The sequence below is a fragment of the uncultured Citricoccus sp. genome (genome assembly GCF_937871995.1).
Taxonomy (GTDB): domain Bacteria; phylum Actinomycetota; class Actinomycetes; order Actinomycetales; family Micrococcaceae; genus Citricoccus.
In genome coordinates this window covers 1-18,621 of record NZ_CALMQR010000058.1, presented here as the reverse complement: position 1 = coordinate 18,621, position 18,621 = coordinate 1, and the positions used below count along the sequence as shown (strand labels likewise).

Annotated in this window: 14 protein-coding genes; 2 read left to right on the top strand and 12 right to left on the bottom strand. The window is 71.3% G+C overall.

Features of this window, described 5'->3' with window-relative positions:
- Positions 1 to 2 precede the first annotated feature (2 nt).
- The 6 genes from Q0283_RS06470 to Q0283_RS06445 form a co-directional block, all read right to left on the bottom strand.
- Positions 3 to 2,678 (bottom strand): Pls/PosA family non-ribosomal peptide synthetase, encoded by a 2,676-nt coding sequence (locus Q0283_RS06470; RefSeq protein WP_298043848.1) that lies wholly within the window; start codon positions 2,676 to 2,678, stop codon positions 3 to 5.
- Positions 2,675 to 3,685, bottom strand: a complete 1,011-nt coding sequence (sbnA, locus tag Q0283_RS06465) for a 2,3-diaminopropionate biosynthesis protein SbnA (protein ID WP_298043845.1) — start codon at positions 3,683 to 3,685, stop codon at positions 2,675 to 2,677. The genes Q0283_RS06470 and sbnA overlap by 4 nt, the downstream gene beginning before the upstream one ends.
- Positions 3,686 to 3,954: 269 nt before the next feature.
- A complete protein-coding gene (locus Q0283_RS06460) occupies positions 3,955 to 4,410 on the bottom strand; it encodes a universal stress protein (protein WP_183524143.1) in 456 nt (151 codons plus the stop codon).
- An 84-nt stretch (positions 4,411 to 4,494) separates the two neighbouring features.
- Positions 4,495 to 6,360, bottom strand: a complete 1,866-nt coding sequence (locus Q0283_RS06455; RefSeq protein WP_183524140.1) for a sugar phosphate isomerase/epimerase and 4-hydroxyphenylpyruvate domain-containing protein — start codon at positions 6,358 to 6,360, stop codon at positions 4,495 to 4,497.
- A gap of 10 nt (positions 6,361 to 6,370) precedes the next feature.
- Complete coding sequence (locus tag Q0283_RS06450; protein ID WP_183524137.1) at positions 6,371 to 7,270, bottom strand: shikimate dehydrogenase; 900 nt, start codon at positions 7,268 to 7,270, stop codon at positions 6,371 to 6,373.
- Between the two features lie 40 nt (positions 7,271 to 7,310).
- Positions 7,311 to 8,069: an IclR family transcriptional regulator gene (locus Q0283_RS06445; RefSeq protein ID WP_183524134.1), complete on the bottom strand. Its 759-nt coding sequence runs from the start codon at positions 8,067 to 8,069 to the stop codon at positions 7,311 to 7,313.
- A 146-nt stretch (positions 8,070 to 8,215) separates the two neighbouring features.
- On the opposite strand from Q0283_RS06445, the gene Q0283_RS06440 reads away from it, so the two are divergent.
- Positions 8,216 to 9,625, top strand: coding sequence for an MFS transporter (locus tag Q0283_RS06440; RefSeq protein ID WP_183524131.1), 1,410 nt, complete (start codon positions 8,216 to 8,218; stop codon positions 9,623 to 9,625).
- 85 nt (positions 9,626 to 9,710) lie between these two features.
- Here the strand turns inward: Q0283_RS06440 and aroQ are convergent, their stop codons facing one another.
- Positions 9,711 to 10,166 carry a type II 3-dehydroquinate dehydratase gene (gene aroQ / locus Q0283_RS06435; protein WP_298043839.1) on the bottom strand — a complete coding sequence of 152 codons (456 nt, stop codon included), beginning with the start codon at positions 10,164 to 10,166 and terminating at the stop codon, positions 9,711 to 9,713.
- A gap of 164 nt (positions 10,167 to 10,330) precedes the next feature.
- Between aroQ and Q0283_RS06430 the strand changes: the two genes are divergently transcribed.
- On the top strand, positions 10,331 to 11,014 hold the full coding sequence (locus Q0283_RS06430) for a PepSY domain-containing protein (RefSeq protein WP_298043836.1): 684 nt from the start codon (positions 10,331 to 10,333) through the stop codon (positions 11,012 to 11,014).
- Positions 11,015 to 11,024: 10 nt separating this feature from the next.
- Here Q0283_RS06430 and dnaG read toward each other — a convergent pair whose 3' ends face one another.
- The 5 genes from dnaG to Q0283_RS06405 form a co-directional block, all read right to left on the bottom strand.
- Positions 11,025 to 12,929, bottom strand: coding sequence for a DNA primase (gene dnaG, locus Q0283_RS06425; RefSeq protein WP_298043833.1), 1,905 nt, complete (start codon positions 12,927 to 12,929; stop codon positions 11,025 to 11,027).
- Between the two features lie 66 nt (positions 12,930 to 12,995).
- Positions 12,996 to 14,114: an ABC transporter ATP-binding protein gene (locus Q0283_RS06420; protein ID WP_298043831.1), complete on the bottom strand. Its 1,119-nt coding sequence runs from the start codon at positions 14,112 to 14,114 to the stop codon at positions 12,996 to 12,998.
- Positions 14,111 to 15,766, bottom strand: a complete 1,656-nt coding sequence (locus Q0283_RS06415; RefSeq protein ID WP_298043828.1) for an iron ABC transporter permease — start codon at positions 15,764 to 15,766, stop codon at positions 14,111 to 14,113. The genes Q0283_RS06420 and Q0283_RS06415 overlap by 4 nt, the downstream gene beginning before the upstream one ends.
- A 41-nt stretch (positions 15,767 to 15,807) precedes the next feature.
- A complete protein-coding gene (locus Q0283_RS06410) occupies positions 15,808 to 16,908 on the bottom strand; it encodes an iron ABC transporter substrate-binding protein (protein ID WP_298043826.1) in 1,101 nt (366 codons plus the stop codon).
- A 206-nt stretch (positions 16,909 to 17,114) separates the two neighbouring features.
- Positions 17,115 to 18,524 (bottom strand): aromatic acid/H+ symport family MFS transporter, encoded by a 1,410-nt coding sequence (locus tag Q0283_RS06405; protein WP_298043823.1) that lies wholly within the window; start codon positions 18,522 to 18,524, stop codon positions 17,115 to 17,117.
- Positions 18,525 to 18,621 lie beyond the last annotated feature (97 nt).

Here is an 18,621-nt window from a genome sequence, read left to right as displayed (position 1 = left end):
GCTCAGACGGTCTCGACCACGTCGGCGGCGGAGGACGGCCGTGGCTGCCGGCCGGGGTTCGCATCGGTCAGGGCCTCGGCAGGGTTGCCTCCCCACCGCTCGCCGGCGGGGATCTCCTCGCCCTTCATCAGGAAGGAGTCGGGGGCGAGGAAGGCGCCGTCGCCCATCCGCGCGCTGTAGAGGATCATCGCGGACACCCCCACGGAGCAGCCGGAGCCGATCGTGATGGCATCGGACTTGAAGGCGTAGTCCTCCTGTGAGTGGCACTGGACCCACGCACCGGTGTTGAGGGCGACGTCGTCACCGAGGGTGACGAGGTTCTTCTCGGCGATCTGGGCACCGTCGTCGAAGAGCCGCCTGCCCACGCGCACCCCCAGCATCCGCAGGATCGCGCCCTTGAACGGGGTGCCGTTGAACAGCGGGCTCACTTCCGCCTCGAGCTTGTAGAAGCGTTCCGTGCGCCAGAAGTCGATGTCGTAGATCGAGCAGTACTTCGGCTTCAGGGGTTTGAACCCGGTCGAGGCGCGTTCGACCAGGGCACGGTAGAACAGGCCGAAGACGAGGGTGAGGACCGTGGTCAGCATGAGTGAGACCTCACCGACCAGGAAGTAGAGGTCCACCGCGAAGAAGCCGAACAGGGTGGCCACGAAGACGTAGAACCAGCGCGCCAGCAGGAACAGTCCGATGGTCACGAGGTTGTGCCGGTTCTTCGCGGCGAGCCGGTCGGGAAGCTGCTCGTCATGGGCCATGCGGATGAATTCACTGTCCCGCTGGACCGTGCGCGGGATCTCGAAGGCCGGCGAGCCCAGGAGCCCGACCCCCTCCCGGACCGGTCCGTCGATCGGGACCAGCGCCTTCGTGGCGATGAGGCAGTCCGGGCCCGTCGTGGACTGCGGTGGGTAGAGGATCTCGTTGCCGAAGAAGCTGTTGGGCGCGATCGAGCTGCGCGAGACGCTGAACGAGGAGCTGGAGTAGTTGGCGTTGACGATCGAGATGCCACTGGCCACCACCGTGCCGCTCCCGACGGAGACCAGGTACGGGTTGTCGTGCTTGATGTCGGTGCCGAAGTTCGATCCGGTCTGCACGACCGGGGACAGCCCGTACCCGAGGCTCTGCAGGTAGCGGACGATGAACGAGCTGTCCCCGAAGAGGTCGTGGAAGAACCGTCGATTGGTCAGTCCCTCGATCGCCCGATGGCACGCGAAATGGAATCCGTACAGTCGATAGGTCCGGTCCGGGGTCAGTGCCAGGTTGAGCAGCCGTGGCACGGTCATGGTGAGGACCATGCCGACGACGATGGTCCCGAAGAACAGGATGACGGAGGTCAGCAGGACGTACCCGTAGAACGACGCGCTCGTGAAGGACACCACCGGCGACCAGAGCATGTCCGAGAGCCAGGGGATCACGTCGAGGACCAGGGCCAGCCCGCCGAACCCCACCGGCAGTGTCACGCCGAAGAGGAGCAGCAACTGGCAGATGACGTACCCGGCCCTCCTCAGGGGGCCGCAGTCGATCGGGGCGACGGCACGGTAGTCCGACTCCGTCCGCTCACCTGGTGATCCGTGCCAGTGCTCGCCGGCCGGGACGGCCTGGCCCTCGTGGAGGGACGAGGCGTGGCCCAGTTGTGCGCCGTCACCGAGGGAGGTGCCGATGTCCAGCACCACCTTCTCACCGATGAAGACGTCCTTGCCGATGGTCACCGGACCCGTCTGGATCATGCCGCTGACGGCGCGGTATCCCGTCAGGAAGGTGTCCTTGTCGATGACGGTGCGCTCACCGATGGTGAGCATGTCGGTGCAGACGGGCACGCGCCCGGTGAGGACGATCGCCCCCTTCCCGACCTTGGCTCCCAGGGCCCGCAGGTAGAACAGGTACAGGGGCGAGCCGGCGAAGAGGACCAGGGGGCTGGCGACCACCACGGTCTTGACGAACCAGAACCGCACGTAGTCCAGGCTCCAGATGCGGATGTCCCGGGGCTTCCAGCGGCCGATGAGGAGCCATTTGACGAGGATGGGCAGCGTGCACATGACCAGGAAGGTGACCGCACCGAAGCCGGCACCCCGCAGGTAGTGCTCGAGCAGGCCCTCCCCCTCCCAGACCCAGAGCAGCCCCCTCTCGATGATCACGGCGAACAGGAAGGTGTAGGCGAGGAAGATCAGGGTCTGCAGCACGCCGCACACCACGTACTCGGTCGTGGTGGCCGGTGTGCCCTCCGCGGGGGTGCGCCGGTGACGTCCTCGGTGCGTCGTCCGCCCGGAGCGCTCCGGGGGGACGAGGGCGGTGGACGGTCCCGGTCCCGCCGCGGGGGAGGCGACGGCGTCGGTGACCGTGGGCTGGCCCGCGGTCACCGGCTCACCCCCACCCAGCGAGGCGGCCAGTGCCGCGATCGTCGGGTGCCGGTAGACGTCCTTGATCGACACGGCCGGCAGGTCCGGCTGCTTGCGCACCCGGGCACAGAACTGCGCCATCACCAGCGAGTCGGCGCCCAGGTCCTCGAAGAAGTTCGCGTCCACGGCGACCTCGTCCTGCTGCACCACGGAGGCGAGGAGCTGGGCCAGGCGACGCTCGAGTGGACGGTCCGCGGCCGTTCCCTCGGTCTCCGGGGTGGAGGGAAGGAGGCTGGGTGCGGGGATGCGGGCAGCCGTGGACATCGGCAGGGTGTCGACGAGCTTCTTCACTGCGAGACACTCTCCGGCGAGGAGTTGACCACCGACGCTGCCGACGGGTCGGCCCCGGTGAGCGCCCCGGCCCCGAAGTGGTCGAGTACCCAGTCGGGATCGTAGACGGTGTCCAGGTACGGGCGGCCCAGGTCCGGGGAGATGGCCACCGCGGTGACGTGCTGGGCGTGGTGGTCCGCGAGCCACGTCATGGCACCGTGGACCACGGTCCCGGTGGAACCGCCGAACAGGAACCCGCGGGAGGCCAGGCGGTGGCAGGTGCGCACCGTGTCCACCTCCTCGACGATCACCACGTCATCGACCAGTGACTCATCGAGCTGGGGCGGCCGCACGCTCATGCCCAGGCCCGGGATCAGGCGGGTGCCCGGCTGGCCCCCGAAGGAGACGGATCCGGCGGCGTCGACCGCGACGATGCGCACGTCCGGCCGGTGCTCACGGAAGTACCGGGCGCACCCCATCAGGGTGCCCGTGGTCCCCGCCCCGACGAACAGCACCTCGAGCCCGGGGAACTGCGCGGCGATCTCGGGAGCGGTCCAGCGGTAGTGCGCTCCCCAGTTGCCGGGGTTGGCGTACTGGTTCAGCCAGACGTACCGGTCGTCGGACTCGCACAGTGCACGGACGTGGTTGAGCCGGGCCCCGAGCAGGCCGTCCACGGGATCGGGCTCGGTGACCAGGTCGACCTGGGCCCCGAGTGATTCCATGAGCTGCCGGGTCGCGGGGTTGCAGCGCGGGTCGATCACGCACACGAAGCGGTACCCCTTGCTGGCGGCGATGATGCTGAGCGCGACGCCGAGGTTGCCCGAGGAGGACTCCACGAGCACGGAGCCGGGGCCGACCTTCCCCTCCCGCTCGGCCCGTTCGACCATCTCCATGGCCGGCTTGAGCTTGATCGATCCCGCGAGGTTGAACCCCTCGATCTTCAGGTAGAGCAGCCTCCCGAGTACTCCCTCCAGGTCGATGAACAGGCTCTGCTCGTTGAACAGGTGCGGTTCCTTGATGATGGTCATGATGTCCCTCGATCTCTTGCCCTATGCGCGGCCCCAGGACCGCTCCCCATCAAGAGTGGATTCGAAAACACGAGAAAGAATCCTCCCGCCCCGGTATTTTGGGAATACCTACACAGCGGTATGCGGGGTACTTTCTCCGGCGTACTCGGGCTCCCTCCACCCGGGCCTCGGCTCCCCTGGAGGCCGGAATGCGGGGTGACCAGCCCGGACGCGGGACAACGCACGAAAAGACCCCCGCCCGGTGGTTCCGGACGGGGGCCTGACAGTTTTCAGCCGGCCGGCGCGGAGGCCGGCCCGGGGACGTCCCGGTGCGTGATGAGGACGGGGCACCGGGCGTGGGCGGCCACGGCGGAGCTGACCGAACCCAGCATCAGGCCGACGAAGCCCCCGTGGCCCCGGCTGCCGACCACCAGCAACCGGGCGTCCTCGCTGAGGTCCCGGAGCACCCGCGCGGGCGATCCCACGCTCACCACCTGTTCCAGACCGGCGGGAGGATCCTCGCCGAACACCGCGCGGACCGAGGCGCCGAGCCGTCTCCGGGCGTCCTCCTCGAAGTTCTGTTCCAGGGGGAAGGGGTAGTCCGCGGCCGTGACCGGCAATTGCCACGTCGTGACCGCCGTCAACGGACATCCCATCAGGTCGGCCATCCGGCCGGCCTCGCGCAGCGCCTCCAGGGAGGCCTGGGAGCCGTCGACCCCGACGACGATCGGCTGTGATGTCTGCATCGTGGAGCTCCCTCGGGTACCGGTGTCCGGGTGTGCGGACACCGTAGGCTCCACGGCGGGGGCCGCACAACGTCCGCCCGTCGGCTATTGCCGGTCCACGTCGTACTGCGCGGCCAGGCGCACCGGGGCGCTCATCGCGCCGTAGCCGTCGTAACCGCCGCGGCGTTCGACCACCTCGAAGAACACGCTGCCGACGGTGCGGGTGTAGAAGTGCAGGAATTCCCCCCGCTCGTCGCGGTCGTACATCAGGTCGTTCTCGCGCAGCACGCGCAACAGCCCCTCGTCCAGGTCGAAGCGGGCGTGCAGGTCCTCGTAGTAGTTCGCCGGGATCGGCAGGAACCGCAGGCCGGCCCGCCGGGCGCGGCGGGCGACCTCGGCCACGTCCGAGGACAGGAAGGCGACGTGTTCCGGGAAGTCGGCGCGCCGCCGTCGCCGTCCCTCGTCCGTGCCCTCGAGCACCTGCGGCAGCATGTTCAGGGCCAGGCGGACCGAGGCGTCGTCCGTCTGCACGACCTGGGACCGCACCAGTCCCTGGGGTGAGGCCACCTCGTTGTTGGCCCGGGCGTGCAGACCGAACAGCGCCCGGTAGAACAGCACGCCCTCGTCGAACCACTGCCACGGCTGGGCCAGGTTGACGTGGTCCACCCCCAGGATCAGGGACTCACCTGCGGACGACGCCGGCGCGTCCGTCGCGCGGAGGTGTCCCGTGCCGCGGCCGGTGGCGTCCGGCCCGAACTCCCCGGTCCAGCCCGGTTCCCGGCCCTCGTCCGGCACCGGGGCGACGAAGAGCTCCGAGCCGTCCGGGGCGGTGACCCCGCGCAGGACCATCTCGTCCGCCCGGTTGGAGCGCCAGGCCACGGGGTACTGCAGCAGCCGGGCGCGGTCCATCGTGGCCCGGGGGTCCGGGACCTGCAGGCCGAGGCCCACCAGCTCGGACCCGTCCTCCCCGCGGGGCCGGGGCCGGCCGTTGAGCACCACCCGGGCGTCTCCGGCGGCATAGAGCCGGACGTCCTTGGTCCGGTGCGGACCGCGGTCCTGGAAGCCCAGGGCGGCCAGGATCTCGGTCACGTCCTGGGGCTCGGCGGCCAGCACCTCGGCGTAGTCCCAGCCCCTCGGCTGCAGGTCCGCCGCCTCGTCCGGGTGCGCCGTCGCCTCCTGCAGCCAGTGCAGGGAGCGCATGGCGGCGAGCGCCGTGCGCGGGGTGTCCGTCTGCCGGTAGACGTCGCTGAAGACCTCCAGGGACAGCGGGCCGGCATACCCGGTGGCGACCAGCTCCCGGTAGAACCCGACCAGGTCGAAGGCGCCCTCGCCGGGGAAGGTGCGATGGTGGCGGGACCAGGACAGCAGGTCCAGCAACAGGTTCGGTGCGTCGGCCAGCTGCACGAAGAAGATCTTCTCCCCCGGGATGGACCGGAACCCGGTGACGTCACCGCGGCGGGAGAGGATGTGGAAGGAGTCCAGGCACACGCCCAGGTTGGGCCGGTCGGCCTGTTCGACCAGGCTCCAGGCGTGCTCGTAGGTGCTCACGTACCGGCCCCAGGCCAGCGCCTCGTAGGCGATGCGGATGCCGTAGCCGGCCGCCAGGTCGGCCGCCTGCCGCAGCTGGTCGATCGCGACCTCGTCCTCCCACCGGGTGGCGGTGCCGACGTTGGAGCACAGCAGGATCAGGTCCATGCCCATGCACCGCATCAGCTGGAACTTGGCCTCGAGCCGGCGCAGGTTGGCGGCGAAGACCTCGGCCTCCACCCCCTCGAGGTCGCGGAAGGGCTGGTACAGGTCCAGGGTCAGTCCCAGCTCCGCGGCGAGGTCGGCGACCTGTTCCGGGGACAGGGGGGAGGCCACGAGGTCCGGCTCGAAGACCTCGATGCCGTCGAAGCCCGCCCGGGCGGCACCGCGCATCTTCTCCTCGAGGGTTCCGGACAGGCAGACGGTGGCGATGGAGGTCCTCACGGCGCTCACTCTACGCACCCCGCCCCGTCGACTGGGCGGCCACGAGGTCCAGGAAGTGGCGGCGCATGCGACCCGCGTCGGCCGGACGCCCAGTCACCAGGCCGAAGGCGTCCACGGCCTGGCCCACGGCCATGGTCCCGCCGTCCACCACGGCGCAGCCCCGGTCCCGCGCGGTGACGATCAGCTCGGTGTCCACCGGCAGGTAGACCACGTCCGAGACCCACATCCCCGCCCGCAGCCACTCGGCGGCCACCGGCATGCCGGGGTGCAGGTGCATGCCCACGGGCGTGCAGTGCGCGAAGCCGGTGGCCCGGGCCAGGGCCTGCCGCAGTTCTCCGTGGGGCCGGGCGGACACCCGCTGGGCCGGGAACTGCTCCTGCAGGTCGGCGGCCCGCGCACCGGCCCGGTCCGCGTCGAGGTCGATCAGCACCAGCTCCTCGGCACCGGCGCGCAGCAGGGCGTAGGCCACGGCCGAACCGGCGCCGCCGACGCCCAGCTGGACCACCGAGGTCAGGTCCGCCTCCGGCAGCGTGGTGCGCAGGCCGGTGATGTACCCGGAGAAGTCCGTGTTGTGACCCACCGAGCGCCCGTCGGCGAACACGACGGTGTTCACGGCCCCGAGGTTCCGCGCGTCCTCGTCCACCTCGTCCAGGTGCGCCATGATCGTCTGCTTGAACGGGTGCGTGATGTTGAAGGCGTTGAAGCCCAGCCGGCGGCCGTACTCCAGCAGCAGGGGCGCCTGGCGCTGGGCCTGGTCCCCGGTGAACCCGAGGGCGGCCACGTCCACGGGACGGTAGAGGTAGTGCAGTCCCTGTTCGCGTCCCTCCCTCTCGTGCATCGGCGGGGTCAGGGAGGCGGTGATCCCGTCCCCGATCAGCCCGACGAGGTAGGACTCTGCGACTGTGCTCATGCGGTTTCCTTCGCGGTGGTGAGTGGTGGGTGGACGCGCCTCAGCGCGGGGGCAGTTGGATTGAGAGCTGGTGGGCGGCGGCGAGGAGCGCGGGCAGGTGGCCCTTGAGCCCCTCCAGGTCGCAGCGGAACAGGGGGGCGGCCAGCGCCACGACCGCGATCAGCCCTCCCGAGGGGTCCTGGACCGGGACCGCGATGGCGGCCATGCCGATGTCGTTCTCCTCGGACTGCCCGGCCCAGCCCTGCGCGCGGGCCTCGGCGACCTGACGGGCGAGGACGGCGCGGTCGGTGACCGAGTGCTCGGTGCGGGGCGTCAGGTCCACGGTCGCCAGCAGGTGTTCCCGGGTCTCCTCGTCCGTGAAGGCCAGCAGCGCCTTGCCGATCGCGCTCGTGTGCAGCGGGCTGTATCCCCCGGGATCGGTGGTCGTGCGGAATTGCGGCCCGTCGACCGTGTGGACGGTCAGCGCACGCCCGCGGTCCAGCACGGACAGGATCGAGCTCTCCCCCGTCGCCTCGGTCAGCCTCGAGAGCACCGCGGCGGCCGTGGCCGTGAACCCGCGGCGGTGTGCCACCTGCTGTCCCAGCTGGAAGACGGGCAGCCCCAGCGAGTAGCGCTTGTCCCGGGGGTCATAGGACAGGAAGTCCGTCTCGGTCAGGGTGGACAGCAGCCGGTGCACGGTGCTGAACGGGTAGTCCACCCGCTGGGCGACCTGCGCGGCCGTGCCGCCCTCGGGGAATTCCCCGACCACGGTGAGGATCTCCAGGGCCTTGCCGACCGTGCCGGTCTGGACCGTCGCCATGCGTGCCTCCTTGACACTCCGCTGTGATGTGCGCCATGCTCATTCCTAACATACAGGAGTTACTCCCAATATTCGAGAACTCCACGTCTGCGGAGGGGATTCGCCCCCGCTCTCTCCCTGAAGATGGACAACCCAAGGACCCCGTCATGACCCATGCAGCCCCTGACGCCGGCGCCCACGGCGCCACCCACGTCAAGACCCCCAGGAAGGCCGCCCTGGCCGCCTGGATCGGGTCCGCCCTGGAGTACTACGACTTCGCCGTCTACGGCACCGCGGCGGCGCTCGTCCTGAACCACCTGTTCTTCCCGGACGACGCCTCCCCCGGCGTCGCGATCCTGCTGTCCATGGCGACCGTGGGCGTGGCCTACGTGGTGCGCCCCCTGGGCGCGCTCATCATGGGTCCGCTCGGGGACCGCCTGGGCCGGAAGTTCGTGCTCATGCTCACCCTGTTCATGATCGGCGGGGCGACCTTCGCCGTCGGTTGCCTGCCGACCTACGACCAGGCGGGGATGCTCGCCCCCGCGCTGCTCGTGCTCTGCCGCATCATCCAGGGCCTGTCGGCCTCCGGTGAGCAGGCCAGCGCCATCACCGTGTCCCTCGAGCACTCGGAGGAGCACCGCCGCGCGTTCACCACGAGCTGGACCCTGCAGGGTACCCAGTTCGGTACGTTGCTGGCCACCGCCGTGTTCATTCCGTTCACCCTGCTGCTCACCGAGGAGCAGCTGTTCTCGTGGGGCTGGCGCGTGCCGTTCTGGCTCTCCGCCGTGGTGGTCGTGGTCGCCTGGGTCATCCGGCGCAAGCTGGAGGAACCGCCGGCCTTCGAGCAGACGAAGACCGCGCTGCCCGATGAGAAGCCGGCGACCCCGCTGGCCCTGATGGTCAAGTACCACAAGGCGGCCGTCGCCCGGATCGCCTGCGCCGCGATGATCAACACCGTCAACGTGGTCTTCCTGGTCTGGTCGCTGTCCTTCGCCACCTCGGTGGTCGGGCTGGACCGGCCCACCATGCTGTGGGTCGCCGTGCTGGCCAATGCCGTGGCCCTCGTGGTCATCCCCCTGGCGGCCGTGCTGGCGGACCGGATCGGGCGCAAGCCGGTGTTCCTCGCCGGTGTCATCGGGCCGGCCGTGATGATGTACCCGTACCTCTCGGCGATCGAGGCCGGGAACTGGACGCTGATCTTCCTCTTCGGCGCCACCCTCTCGGGGTGCTTCTACTCCCTGGCGAACGGGATCTGGCCCTCGTTCTACGCCGAGATGTTCCCCACCCGCGTGCGGGTCACCGGCCTGGCCATGGGCACGCAGATCGGCTTCGCCGTCTCCGGCGGCCTGACGCCGATCGTCGCCTCGGCGGTGGCCGGCGCCGAGGGCACGAACTGGCTGGCCGTGGCGATCGTCGTGAGCATCGCGTGCCTCATCTCCGGCACGGCGGCCCTGACGGCCAAGGAGACCAAGGACCTGTCCCTGGACGGGATCGACGCCCTGCACACCACCCGCACGGAGGCGGCCGAGCTCGCCCGGCTGGACCGGACCACCACCCCCGCCGGCACCGCCCGGTGAGGTCACCGGCCGACTGACCGGACCTGCCGCAACGACGACGGCGCCCGCGAGACTCGCGGGCGCCGTCGTCGTGGTGGGTGGGGTCCTACCGCCCGGACACCAGCCGGGTCATGTGCTGCAGGGCCAGCTGGTACCCGTGCACTCCGGCCCCGGCGATGACCGCCGCGGCGGCCTTGGAGACGTAGGAGTGGTGCCGGAACTCCTCCCGCTGGTGGATGTTCGTGATGTGGACCTCGATCACCGGCAGCTCGGCCGCCAGCAGCGCGTCCAGGATCGCGATGGACGTGGTGGTGTACCCGGCCGGGTTGAGGATGATGCCGCGGCCGGCCGTGCGGGCCTCCTGGATCCAGTCGACCAGGGTGCCCTCGTGGTTGGACTGCCGGAAGTCGACGGTCAGGCCATGCTCGGCGGCCGTCTGCTCGCACATCGTGCGCACCTCCTCCAGGGACGTGCTGCCGTACTTCTCCGGTTCACGCCGGCCCAGCAGGTTCAGGTTGGGTCCGTTGAGTACGAAGACGGGCTTGTCGGCGGCGTCGGCCATCGGGTCCTCCAGGGGTTCGGGGCAGGCGGGCGGGGGTCGGGCACCGCGCCGGAGAGGGTCCGACGGGGCCGTCTCCAGTCTCCCCCATGCACGGTCCGGGCCCTCGCTCCATGGCGCCGACGGTCACCCATGGACATCTCACCCCTGTTTGGCACACTGGGGCCATGACGGAGAACACGGGAACCCAGACCACGTACACCACGCCGCTGGCGATGACCGGGACCGGGCTCCTCGCCCTGGCCCTCCTGACCGGTTGTTCCACCGCCGAGCCGGAGGCCGACGGCACCCCCGCGGACAACGGGGCCACCACGACGGCCACGGCCACCACCGCCCCGATCGAGAGCTCGCCCGCCGAGTCCTCCCCCGGCACGGGGACACCGGCCGAGGACGACTCCTCGAGCCCCGCCGGGGCCACCGGCACCACCGGCACGGGTGGAACGGGCGAGGGGGACCCGGCGTACGCCGCGATCGATGCGGCCCTGGGCCAGCACCCGGATGCCTTCGTCGTGAAGGTCGACCGGGAGGACAACGGCTCGTCCTACGAGATCGAGGCCCACCTGCAGGGTGAGATCCTCGACCTCACCGTGTCCTCGGACGGCGCGGTCCGCGAGGACGGCAGGGACACCGACGACGACCACCTCCGCCGCGCGCGGGATGCCAGCGTCACCGCGGAGGACGCCGCCCGGGCCGCACTGGAGGGCCGTGCGGGCCAGACCATCGACGAGATGGAACTGGATGACGAGGGCGGCACCCTCGTGTGGAAGGTGGAGCTGGACCGCGAGAACGGCGACGACGGCGAGAAGCTGCACGTGGACGCCATGACCGGCGAGGTCACCCCGGACCGCTGAGCGGGCGACCTCAGTCCCGTGCGCGCAGGGACCGCCGCTTCATCTCCAGGTCGAGCAACTGCCGGTTCAGGGCCGCGAACTCGGCCGGGTCCCCGGCGGGGCCCATGCGCTGCAGCCGGCCCAGGAGCTCGGCCTTCTGGTGGGTGATCTGCAGCTCGAACAACCGGTTCATGATGTCCCGGCAATAGCGGATCAGGTCCTCGTCCGTGCGGGCCGGCAACGGCGTGACCGCCAGTTCCCCCACCAGCGGTGCCAGCTCCACCGGCACCTCCTGACGGACCTGTTCCACCCACTGCGAGGGGGTGGCCCCGGCCATCCCGGCGGCCCGGATCCCGGAGTGCACCACCGCGTAGGCCGGCACCTTGAAGTCCGCCGAGTAGAACGCCTGCCACTGCTCGGCGGAGAGCAGCGTCGGCTGCTGCAGCACCACCTCGAGGGCCTCCCTCTCCATCCGCGCGGCGGGGTCGCGGGCGTCCGGACGCTGGAACCCGGGGGGCCGCCCGGACGCGGCCGGGTCGCCGTCGGGCCGCTGGTCCTCCCCCGCCGATGACCGCCGCTCCCCCCGCCGGGCGTCCGCCGATGAGGCCGCGCCGCGCTGGGCGCGCTGCACGGCCTGGTGGACGGTCGACTGGTCGAGGCCCAGCCACCCGGCCAGTTCCCGCTCGTACCCGGGGCGGACGACGGAGTCCCGGATCCCCGCCACGATGGGGGCGGCATGGCGCAGCGCCCCGGAACGGCCCTCCACGGTGTCCAGGTCGAAGTTCTTCATCCCCGCCTTGATGGCGAACTCGAACAGCGGCCGGCGCGAGTCGATGAGGGCGACCACGGCCTCCGGCCCCTTCTCCTGGCGCAGGTCACAGGGGTCGAGTCCCGAGGGCTCCACGGCCACGTACGTCCTGGCCAGGAACTTGCTGTCCTCCTCGAAGGCGCGCAGGGCGGCCTTCTGGCCGGCCGCGTCACCGTCGAAGGTGAAGATGATCTCCCCGCCGGTGCCGTCGTCCGAGATCAGCCGGCGGGCGATCTTGACGTGGTCGGAGCCGAACGCGGTGCCACAGGTGGCCACGGCGGTGTCCACGCCGGACAGGTGCGCGGCCATCACGTCCGTGTACCCCTCCACCACGACCAGCTGGCGCTTCTTCGCGATGTTCCGCTTGGCCGCGTCGATGCCGTAGAGGACCTGGGACTTCTTGTAGAGCTGCGTCTCCGGTGTGTTGAGGTACTTCGGCCCGGGATCGTCCTCGAAGAGCTTGCGTGCGCCGAAGCCGATCGTGGCCCCGGTCATGTCCCGGATGGGCCAGACGAGCCGGCCGCGGAAGCGGTCGTAGATCCCGCGCTGGCCCTCGGAGAACAGTCCGGTGAGCTTCAGTTCGTCGTCCCGGAAGCCCTTGCGGCGCAGGTGGTTCAGGAGGTTGTCCCAGCCCTGCGGCGCGTAGCCCACGTTGAACTGCGCCGCGTGCTCGAAGGTGAAGCCGCGGCCGGCCAGGAACTGCTGCCCGGTGGCCGCGCCCTCGGTGCGCAACTGGGACTGGAAGTACTCGTCGGCGACCTTGTTGGCCTCCAGCAGCCGCTGGCGCCGGCCGACCTGCTCACGGTCCGGGCCCGTCCCGCCGTCCTCGTAGTGCAGCTCGATCCCGGCCTTGGCCGCCAGCCGCTCCACCGTCTCGGCGAAGGTGGTGTGCTCCATCTTCATCAGGAAGCTGATGACGTCCCCGGACTCCCCGCAGCCGAAGCAGTGGTAGGTCCCCACCGAGGGGCGGACGTGGAAGGAGGGACTGCGCTCGTCGTGGAACGGGCAGAGGCCCTTGTAGGAGCCCACCCCGGCGCCCCGGAGCGTGACGAAGGCGTCCACGATCTCCTTGAGGTCCGTGCGCTCGCGGACACGATCGATGTCCTCGCGCTTGATCAGACCTGCCATGCCCTCCAGTCTAGGCGTGGACAGGGTGCGCCCGGCCCGGTCGTCCACCGGACCGCCGGGCGGGGGTCACCGTGGGTGTCCGCCGTCCGGGACGGCCCAGACCGGGCCCACCACGCGGACCCGGACCCTGTCACCGGCCGCGGCCGCTGCCGCGAGGGAACGCGAGCGGATCACGGTTCCGTCCGGCAGGGTCAGGGCGGTGAGCGTGTCGTGTCCGTAGAACTCCACGTCCCGCACGGTGGCCACGGGGCCCTCGACCGCCCCGGTCCCCACCGGATCGATGCGGACCTGCTCGGGCCGCAGGACCAGGTGCGTGGCCCCCGGCCCACCCGAGCGGACCTCCACCGGGCCGACCGCGGTGCGGGCCCGTCCGGCCGGGTCCGTCCCCGTGAACGGCAGCAGGTCGGCGTCGCCCACGAAGGACGCCACCCAGGAGTCCGCGGGCTGGGCGTAGACCCTCGACGGGACCGCGTCCTGGCGCACCCGGCCCTCGCGCAGCACGACCACGCGGTCGGCCATGGACAGGGCCTCGTCCTGGTCGTGGGTGACCAGGATGGCGGTGGCCCCGTCCTCGTGGAGCGCGGCCCGGATGTCACGGCGCAGCTCCACCCTCAACGAGGCGTCGAGGGCGCCGAAGGGCTCGTCGAGCAGGACCAGCCGGGGCCGCGGCGCCAGGGCCCGCGCCAGGGCGACCCGCTGCTGCTGGCCGCCGGAGAGTTCGTGGGGCATGCGGTCGCCCAGCCCGGCCAGGTCCACCAGCGCGAGGCACTCCTCGATGCGCGCGTCCCCTCGTCGCTGCGTCCTCGGCAGGCCGAAGCCCACGTTCCCGGCCACGGACAGGTGCGGGAAGAGGGCCCCGTCCTGGGGCACGACGGCGACGTGGCGCCGGTGCGCCGGCACGTGTGTCCCGGGGAGGGACACGGCCCGGTTGCCCAGGGCGATCCGCCCCCCGTCGATGCGCTCGAAGCCGGCGATGCAGCGCAGCAGGGTGGTCTTGCCGCAGCCCGACGGACCCAGTACCGCCAGGAAGCCGCCCTGCTCGAGCTGCAGGCCCACGTCCTGCAGGACGGGGTGGGACCGGTAGGACTTCGCGACCCCCGCCAGGTCCACCGCGAGCCGGGGGCGCGGCGCCGGGTCCCGGGGTCCGGACCCTGTCAGGGGGGCGCGGTTGACGGTGGATCTCATGACTGAACGTCCTCTGCGGGTCGTCGGAGCGTGGTGGTGCCCGGGACGGCCCCGAGGTTGCCGACCTCGCCGGCCACGGAGTCGACCATCAGGGGTGCCGCGGGCGCCGGTGCGAGGAGCGTGCCGTCCTCGGGCGGGGTGGCGTCGGACGGAGCCGGCCGGACGATCCCCGAGCGCTGGACGATCACCCAGGTCGGGACCGCCGCGAGGAGGACCAGCAACAGCGCGTAGGGTGCCGCCTCCGCGTACCGCCCGACGCCCGTGGCGCTCCACAGCCGGGTGGCCAGGGTCTCCATGCCGGTGGGGCGGAGCAGGAGGGTGGCCGGCAGTTCCTTCATCGCGGCCAGGAAGACCAGTGCGGCGCCGGCGCCGATGCCCGGCAGCGTGAGCGGCACGGTCACCCGCCGGAACACCTCCGCGGGGGTGGCCCCCAGGGACTGCCCGACCTCCTCCAGGGACGGCGGGGCCTGGGCGGCGGCGCCCACCACGGCCGCCACGCCCAGGGGCAGGAACAGGGTGGCGTAGGCCAGGGCCACCAGCCAGGAGGTCTGGTAGAGGGGCAGGACCACGGTGACGCCGAAGAACACCAGGGCCAGGGCCACCACGATGCCGGGCAGCCCATGCGCGAGGTAGACCGCCCGCTCGACGAACCGGGTCAGCCGCCCGTGGTGCCGGGCCACGAGGATCCCGATCGGCAGGGCCAGCACCATGGTCACGACGGCGCCGAGCAGGGACAGCGTGAGGGAGCCGGCCGCGGCCTCGCCGATGCGCCCCCACGCGTCGGCCAGGGAGGTTCCGGCCACGGTCCACCGCACCAGGGAGACCGCCGGGACCCCCAGGGCCACCAGGACCACGGCCCACAGTCCGGTGGCGGCGGGCCAGCGCCAGGCGCCCAGGTCGGCCACCACGGGGGGACGGCCCGGCCGGGTGGAGGCGTAGCGGGTGCCCGCCCGGCGCGTGGCCCCCTCACCCCACAGGATGAGTCCGGTCAGCAGGACCAGCAGGGTGGCCAGGGACAGCGCCTGGTCCCGGTTGAACCCCACGGTGTGCGCCGTGTAGATGGCCCGGGTGTACGTGTCGAGCCGGAGGATGGACACGGCCCCGAAGTCCGAGAGGACGTACAGCGAGGCGAGCAGGCCCCCTCCCACGATCGCCGGCCGCACCTGGGCCAGCGTGACGGTCATCAGCGTGTTGAACGGCCCCCGGCCGAGTGAGCGCGCCGCTTCCTCCTGCCCCGCGTCCACCCGGCTGAGCGCCGAGGCCACGGGCAGGAAGACATACGGGTAGGTGTAGAGGGTCAGGACGACGCACGCTGCCGTGAAGCCCTCGAAGCGCCCGCCGGGCGCCCCGTTCCAGAGGTCGGCCACGGACACCCAGGTGAAGGCGGCCACGTAGGAGGGCACGGCCAGCGGCAGGGCCAGCAGGACGGCCAGCAACCGGCGGTGCGGGACGGCGGTCCTGGTGACCAGCCAGGCGCCGGCCACCCCGATCACCAGGCTCGCGGCCGTGACGACGGCGGCCAGGGCCACCGAGGTGGCCGCCAGCCGGCCGGACCGCCACGTGAACACGGTGTCCAGCCAGGCCGGCAGCCCCTGCTGGCCGGTCCGCAGCAGCAGGTAGCCCAGGGGGATCAGCGCGACCGCCGTGGCCACGAGGGCCACGACGGTCAGCGCGGGGTGACGGCGGGCGGAGGTCAGAGCAGTCCCGCCTGCGTGATCATCTCGATCGTCTGCTCCAGGTCGTCGAGGTCGTTGAGGTCGACCTTGGGTGCCTCGAGCTCCTCGAGGGAGGGCACGCCCTGGGGCGCCTCCGCGCCCTCGATCATCGCGTACTCGTTGGTCTCCTCGACGAAGTAGGCCTGGCCCTCCTCTGACAGCAGGTAGTCGATGAGCGCCTGGGCATCGCCGTCGGGCTGGTCCCCCACCAGCCCCGCACCGGAGACGTTGACGAGGGCGCCGGTGTCCTGGGCCCCGAAGAAGTGCATGCGGACCGACAGGTCCTCCGGGTCCACGCCCTTCTCCTGGGCGAGTTCGTGCACGTAGTAGTGGTTGACCAGGCCTGCGTCGATGGCGCCCGAGTCCACGTCCGCCACGATGTGGCCGTTCTTCTCCCGGATCTGGGGGTCGTTCGCGGCCAGGTCCTCCAGCCATGCCCGGGCCGCCTCGTCCCCCTCCATGACCCTCATCGCGGTGATGAACGACTGGAACGAGGCGTTGGTCGGCGCGACCCCGACCCGGCCCCTCCACTCCTGGGAGACGAGCTCGTCCACCGACTGCGGCAGCTCGTCCTCGGAGACCTGCTCCGGGTTGTACACCAGGACCCGTGACCGGCCCGTGAGGCCCACCCAGTCCCCGTCCGCGGAGCGGTAGGACTCCGGCACGGCGTCGACGGTCTCCTGGGGCAGGGCCTCGAGCAGTCCGGCCCGCGAGACGGCGCCCAGGGCACCGGCGTCCTGCGCCAGGAACACCTCGGCCGGGGACCGGTCGCCCTCCTCGAGCAACTGGGCGGCCATGCCGGCGGTGTCGCCGTACCGCACGTCGACCTCGATGCCGGTCTCCTCGGTGAACCGGTCCAGGATCGGCTGGACGAGTTCCTCGTTGCGGCCGGAGTAGAGCGTCAACTGGCCGTCCCCCTCGGCCGGGGACCCCGTGGTCCCCTCCGCCGTGGCCGCGGCGGTGTCCGGGGCCGGCGCGGTGGCCGTGTCCGTGGAGGGCTGTCCGCCCGAGCATGCCGTCAGGCCGAGGACCACGGCGATCGGGAGGGTGAGGGCGACGGGGGTACGGCGGTGGTTCATCGGCTGACTTCCTGTCCGGACTTCTGGAGGGGAGATCCCGGCGCGCCCTTCCGAGTCCGCCGAGAACCCGGGGGTGAGGTAAGTCTCACCTAACCCGAGCAGCACCCAGAATACACAACGCCGTCCTTGCGCAATAGGACGGCCCCGGTGGTGAGCCCGTCGGACGAGACCACCCCGGGGCCGGCCCAGCGGGGACGGGGAGAGGACTACACCCCGGCCGGGGTGCGCTCGGCGGGTCCGGCGACCGAGCCGGCGTCGCCACCGGTGCGTCCGGAGCCGTCCCGCTGCGCGCGGCGCATCGTCCTCAGGCCGGTCACCGCCAGGCCGCCCAGGGCGCCCGCGACGGCGAAGCCGAAGAAGCCCCAGGGGTAGGCGATCCCCGCGGTGACGAGGGTTCCCCCCATGATCGGCCCGGAGATGGCGCCCAGGCGGCCCACCCCGGCGGCCATGCCCAGGGCCGTGCCGCGGACCTTCGGCGGGTAGTTGGTGGCGGCGAAGGCGTAGACCAGGTTCTGCGCCGAGAACACGAAGCAGCCGGTGATGAAGATCATCACGTAGATGCCCAGCAGCGGCAGCTTGATCGCCAGGGCGGCCAGCAGCACGGCCGAGGCCAGGAACCAGATGATGCCCGCGTTGCGCGGGGTGATGGCGTCCCCCACCCGTCCGGCGACGAGCAGGCCGATGACCGCGCCGGCGTTGAGCACCACGAGGAAGCCCAGGGAGTTGCCGAGGTCGTAGTCGGCGGCTCGCATGATCTGGGGCAGCCAGGTGTTCAGGCCGTAGACGAGCAGCAGCCCCATGAAGGAGGCGATCCACATGAAGACGGTGTTGCGGCGGTACGCGGCGGAGAGCAGCAATGAGGCGCCCTGCTTCTCGGTGCCGGCACGCTCCGGAGAGGCATCGACGAAGGCGCGCTCGGGGTCGTCGTCGATCTCGACGCCGTAGTGAGCGGCCACGGTGTGGGCGTCCTGGATCCGGCCCCTGGAGAGCAGGTAGTCCGGGGACTCCGGCAGGAAGCGCCACATCAGCGGCACGAGGACGAGGGCGGGCAGGCCCCCGATGAAGAACATCTCCCGCCAGCCGGAGACGGTGTTGGCGGCGGCCCAGATCGCCAGCAGGGCGGTCACGACGGCGCCCACGTGGTAGCCGGTCATCATCAGTGTGGTGGCGTTGGATCCCTTCTTGTGCCCGGCGAACTCCGTGACCATGGAGATGCCGGTGGGCAGGCAGCCACCCAGGCCGAGGCCGGCCAGGAAGCGCAGCAGCCCGATGGTGAAGGCGTCCTGGGCGAAACCGGTGACGAAGGTCAGCACGGAGAAGGCGATCACGGCGCCCATGAGCAGATTACGGCGGCCGAACCTGTCCGTGAGCCAACCCATCCCGAGGGCGCCCACCATCATGCCGACGAGCCCGGCGGTGGCGATCACGGTGCCGTCGGCGTTGTCGATGCCCATGGTGGGGTCGGAGGTGAGCATCGGCATGATGGCGCCGAGGACGACGGCGTCGAAGCCATCGAGGAAGACGGCGAACCAGCACAGCGGGGCCACCCAGTTGCGGCCGCGCAACACGAGTGAACCGGACCCGCCGGCGGGGCGGGCGGTGGTGGACGTGGACATGGAACCTCCGGGACGGGGCGATCGTTTGACGGGGATGGGGCGCGGGGCGCTGACGACGAGTCCTGCGTCATGGGTGGCCATGACGGCGCTCACACGA

Excerpts from the sequence above, each read along its gene's own strand:
- sbnA (WP_298043845.1), bottom strand. The coding sequence starts at position 3,685 with ATGACCATCATCAAGGAACCGCACCTGTTCAACGAGCAGAGCCTGTTC.
- Q0283_RS06460 (WP_183524143.1), bottom strand. The coding sequence starts at position 4,410 with ATGCAGACATCACAGCCGATCGTCGTCGGGGTCGACGGCTCCCAGGCC.
- Q0283_RS06450 (WP_183524137.1), bottom strand. The coding sequence starts at position 7,270 with ATGAGCACAGTCGCAGAGTCCTACCTCGTCGGGCTGATCGGGGACGGG.
- Q0283_RS06445 (WP_183524134.1), bottom strand. The coding sequence starts at position 8,069 with ATGGCGACGGTCCAGACCGGCACGGTCGGCAAGGCCCTGGAGATCCTC.
- Q0283_RS06440 (WP_183524131.1), top strand. The coding sequence starts at position 8,216 with ATGACCCATGCAGCCCCTGACGCCGGCGCCCACGGCGCCACCCACGTC.
- aroQ (WP_298043839.1), bottom strand. The coding sequence starts at position 10,166 with ATGGCCGACGCCGCCGACAAGCCCGTCTTCGTACTCAACGGACCCAAC.
- Q0283_RS06430 (WP_298043836.1), top strand. The coding sequence starts at position 10,331 with ATGACGGAGAACACGGGAACCCAGACCACGTACACCACGCCGCTGGCG.
- dnaG (WP_298043833.1), bottom strand. The coding sequence starts at position 12,929 with ATGGCAGGTCTGATCAAGCGCGAGGACATCGATCGTGTCCGCGAGCGC.
- Q0283_RS06420 (WP_298043831.1), bottom strand. The coding sequence starts at position 14,114 with ATGAGATCCACCGTCAACCGCGCCCCCCTGACAGGGTCCGGACCCCGG.
- Q0283_RS06410 (WP_298043826.1), bottom strand. The coding sequence starts at position 16,908 with ATGAACCACCGCCGTACCCCCGTCGCCCTCACCCTCCCGATCGCCGTG.
- Q0283_RS06405 (WP_298043823.1), bottom strand. The coding sequence starts at position 18,524 with ATGTCCACGTCCACCACCGCCCGCCCCGCCGGCGGGTCCGGTTCACTC.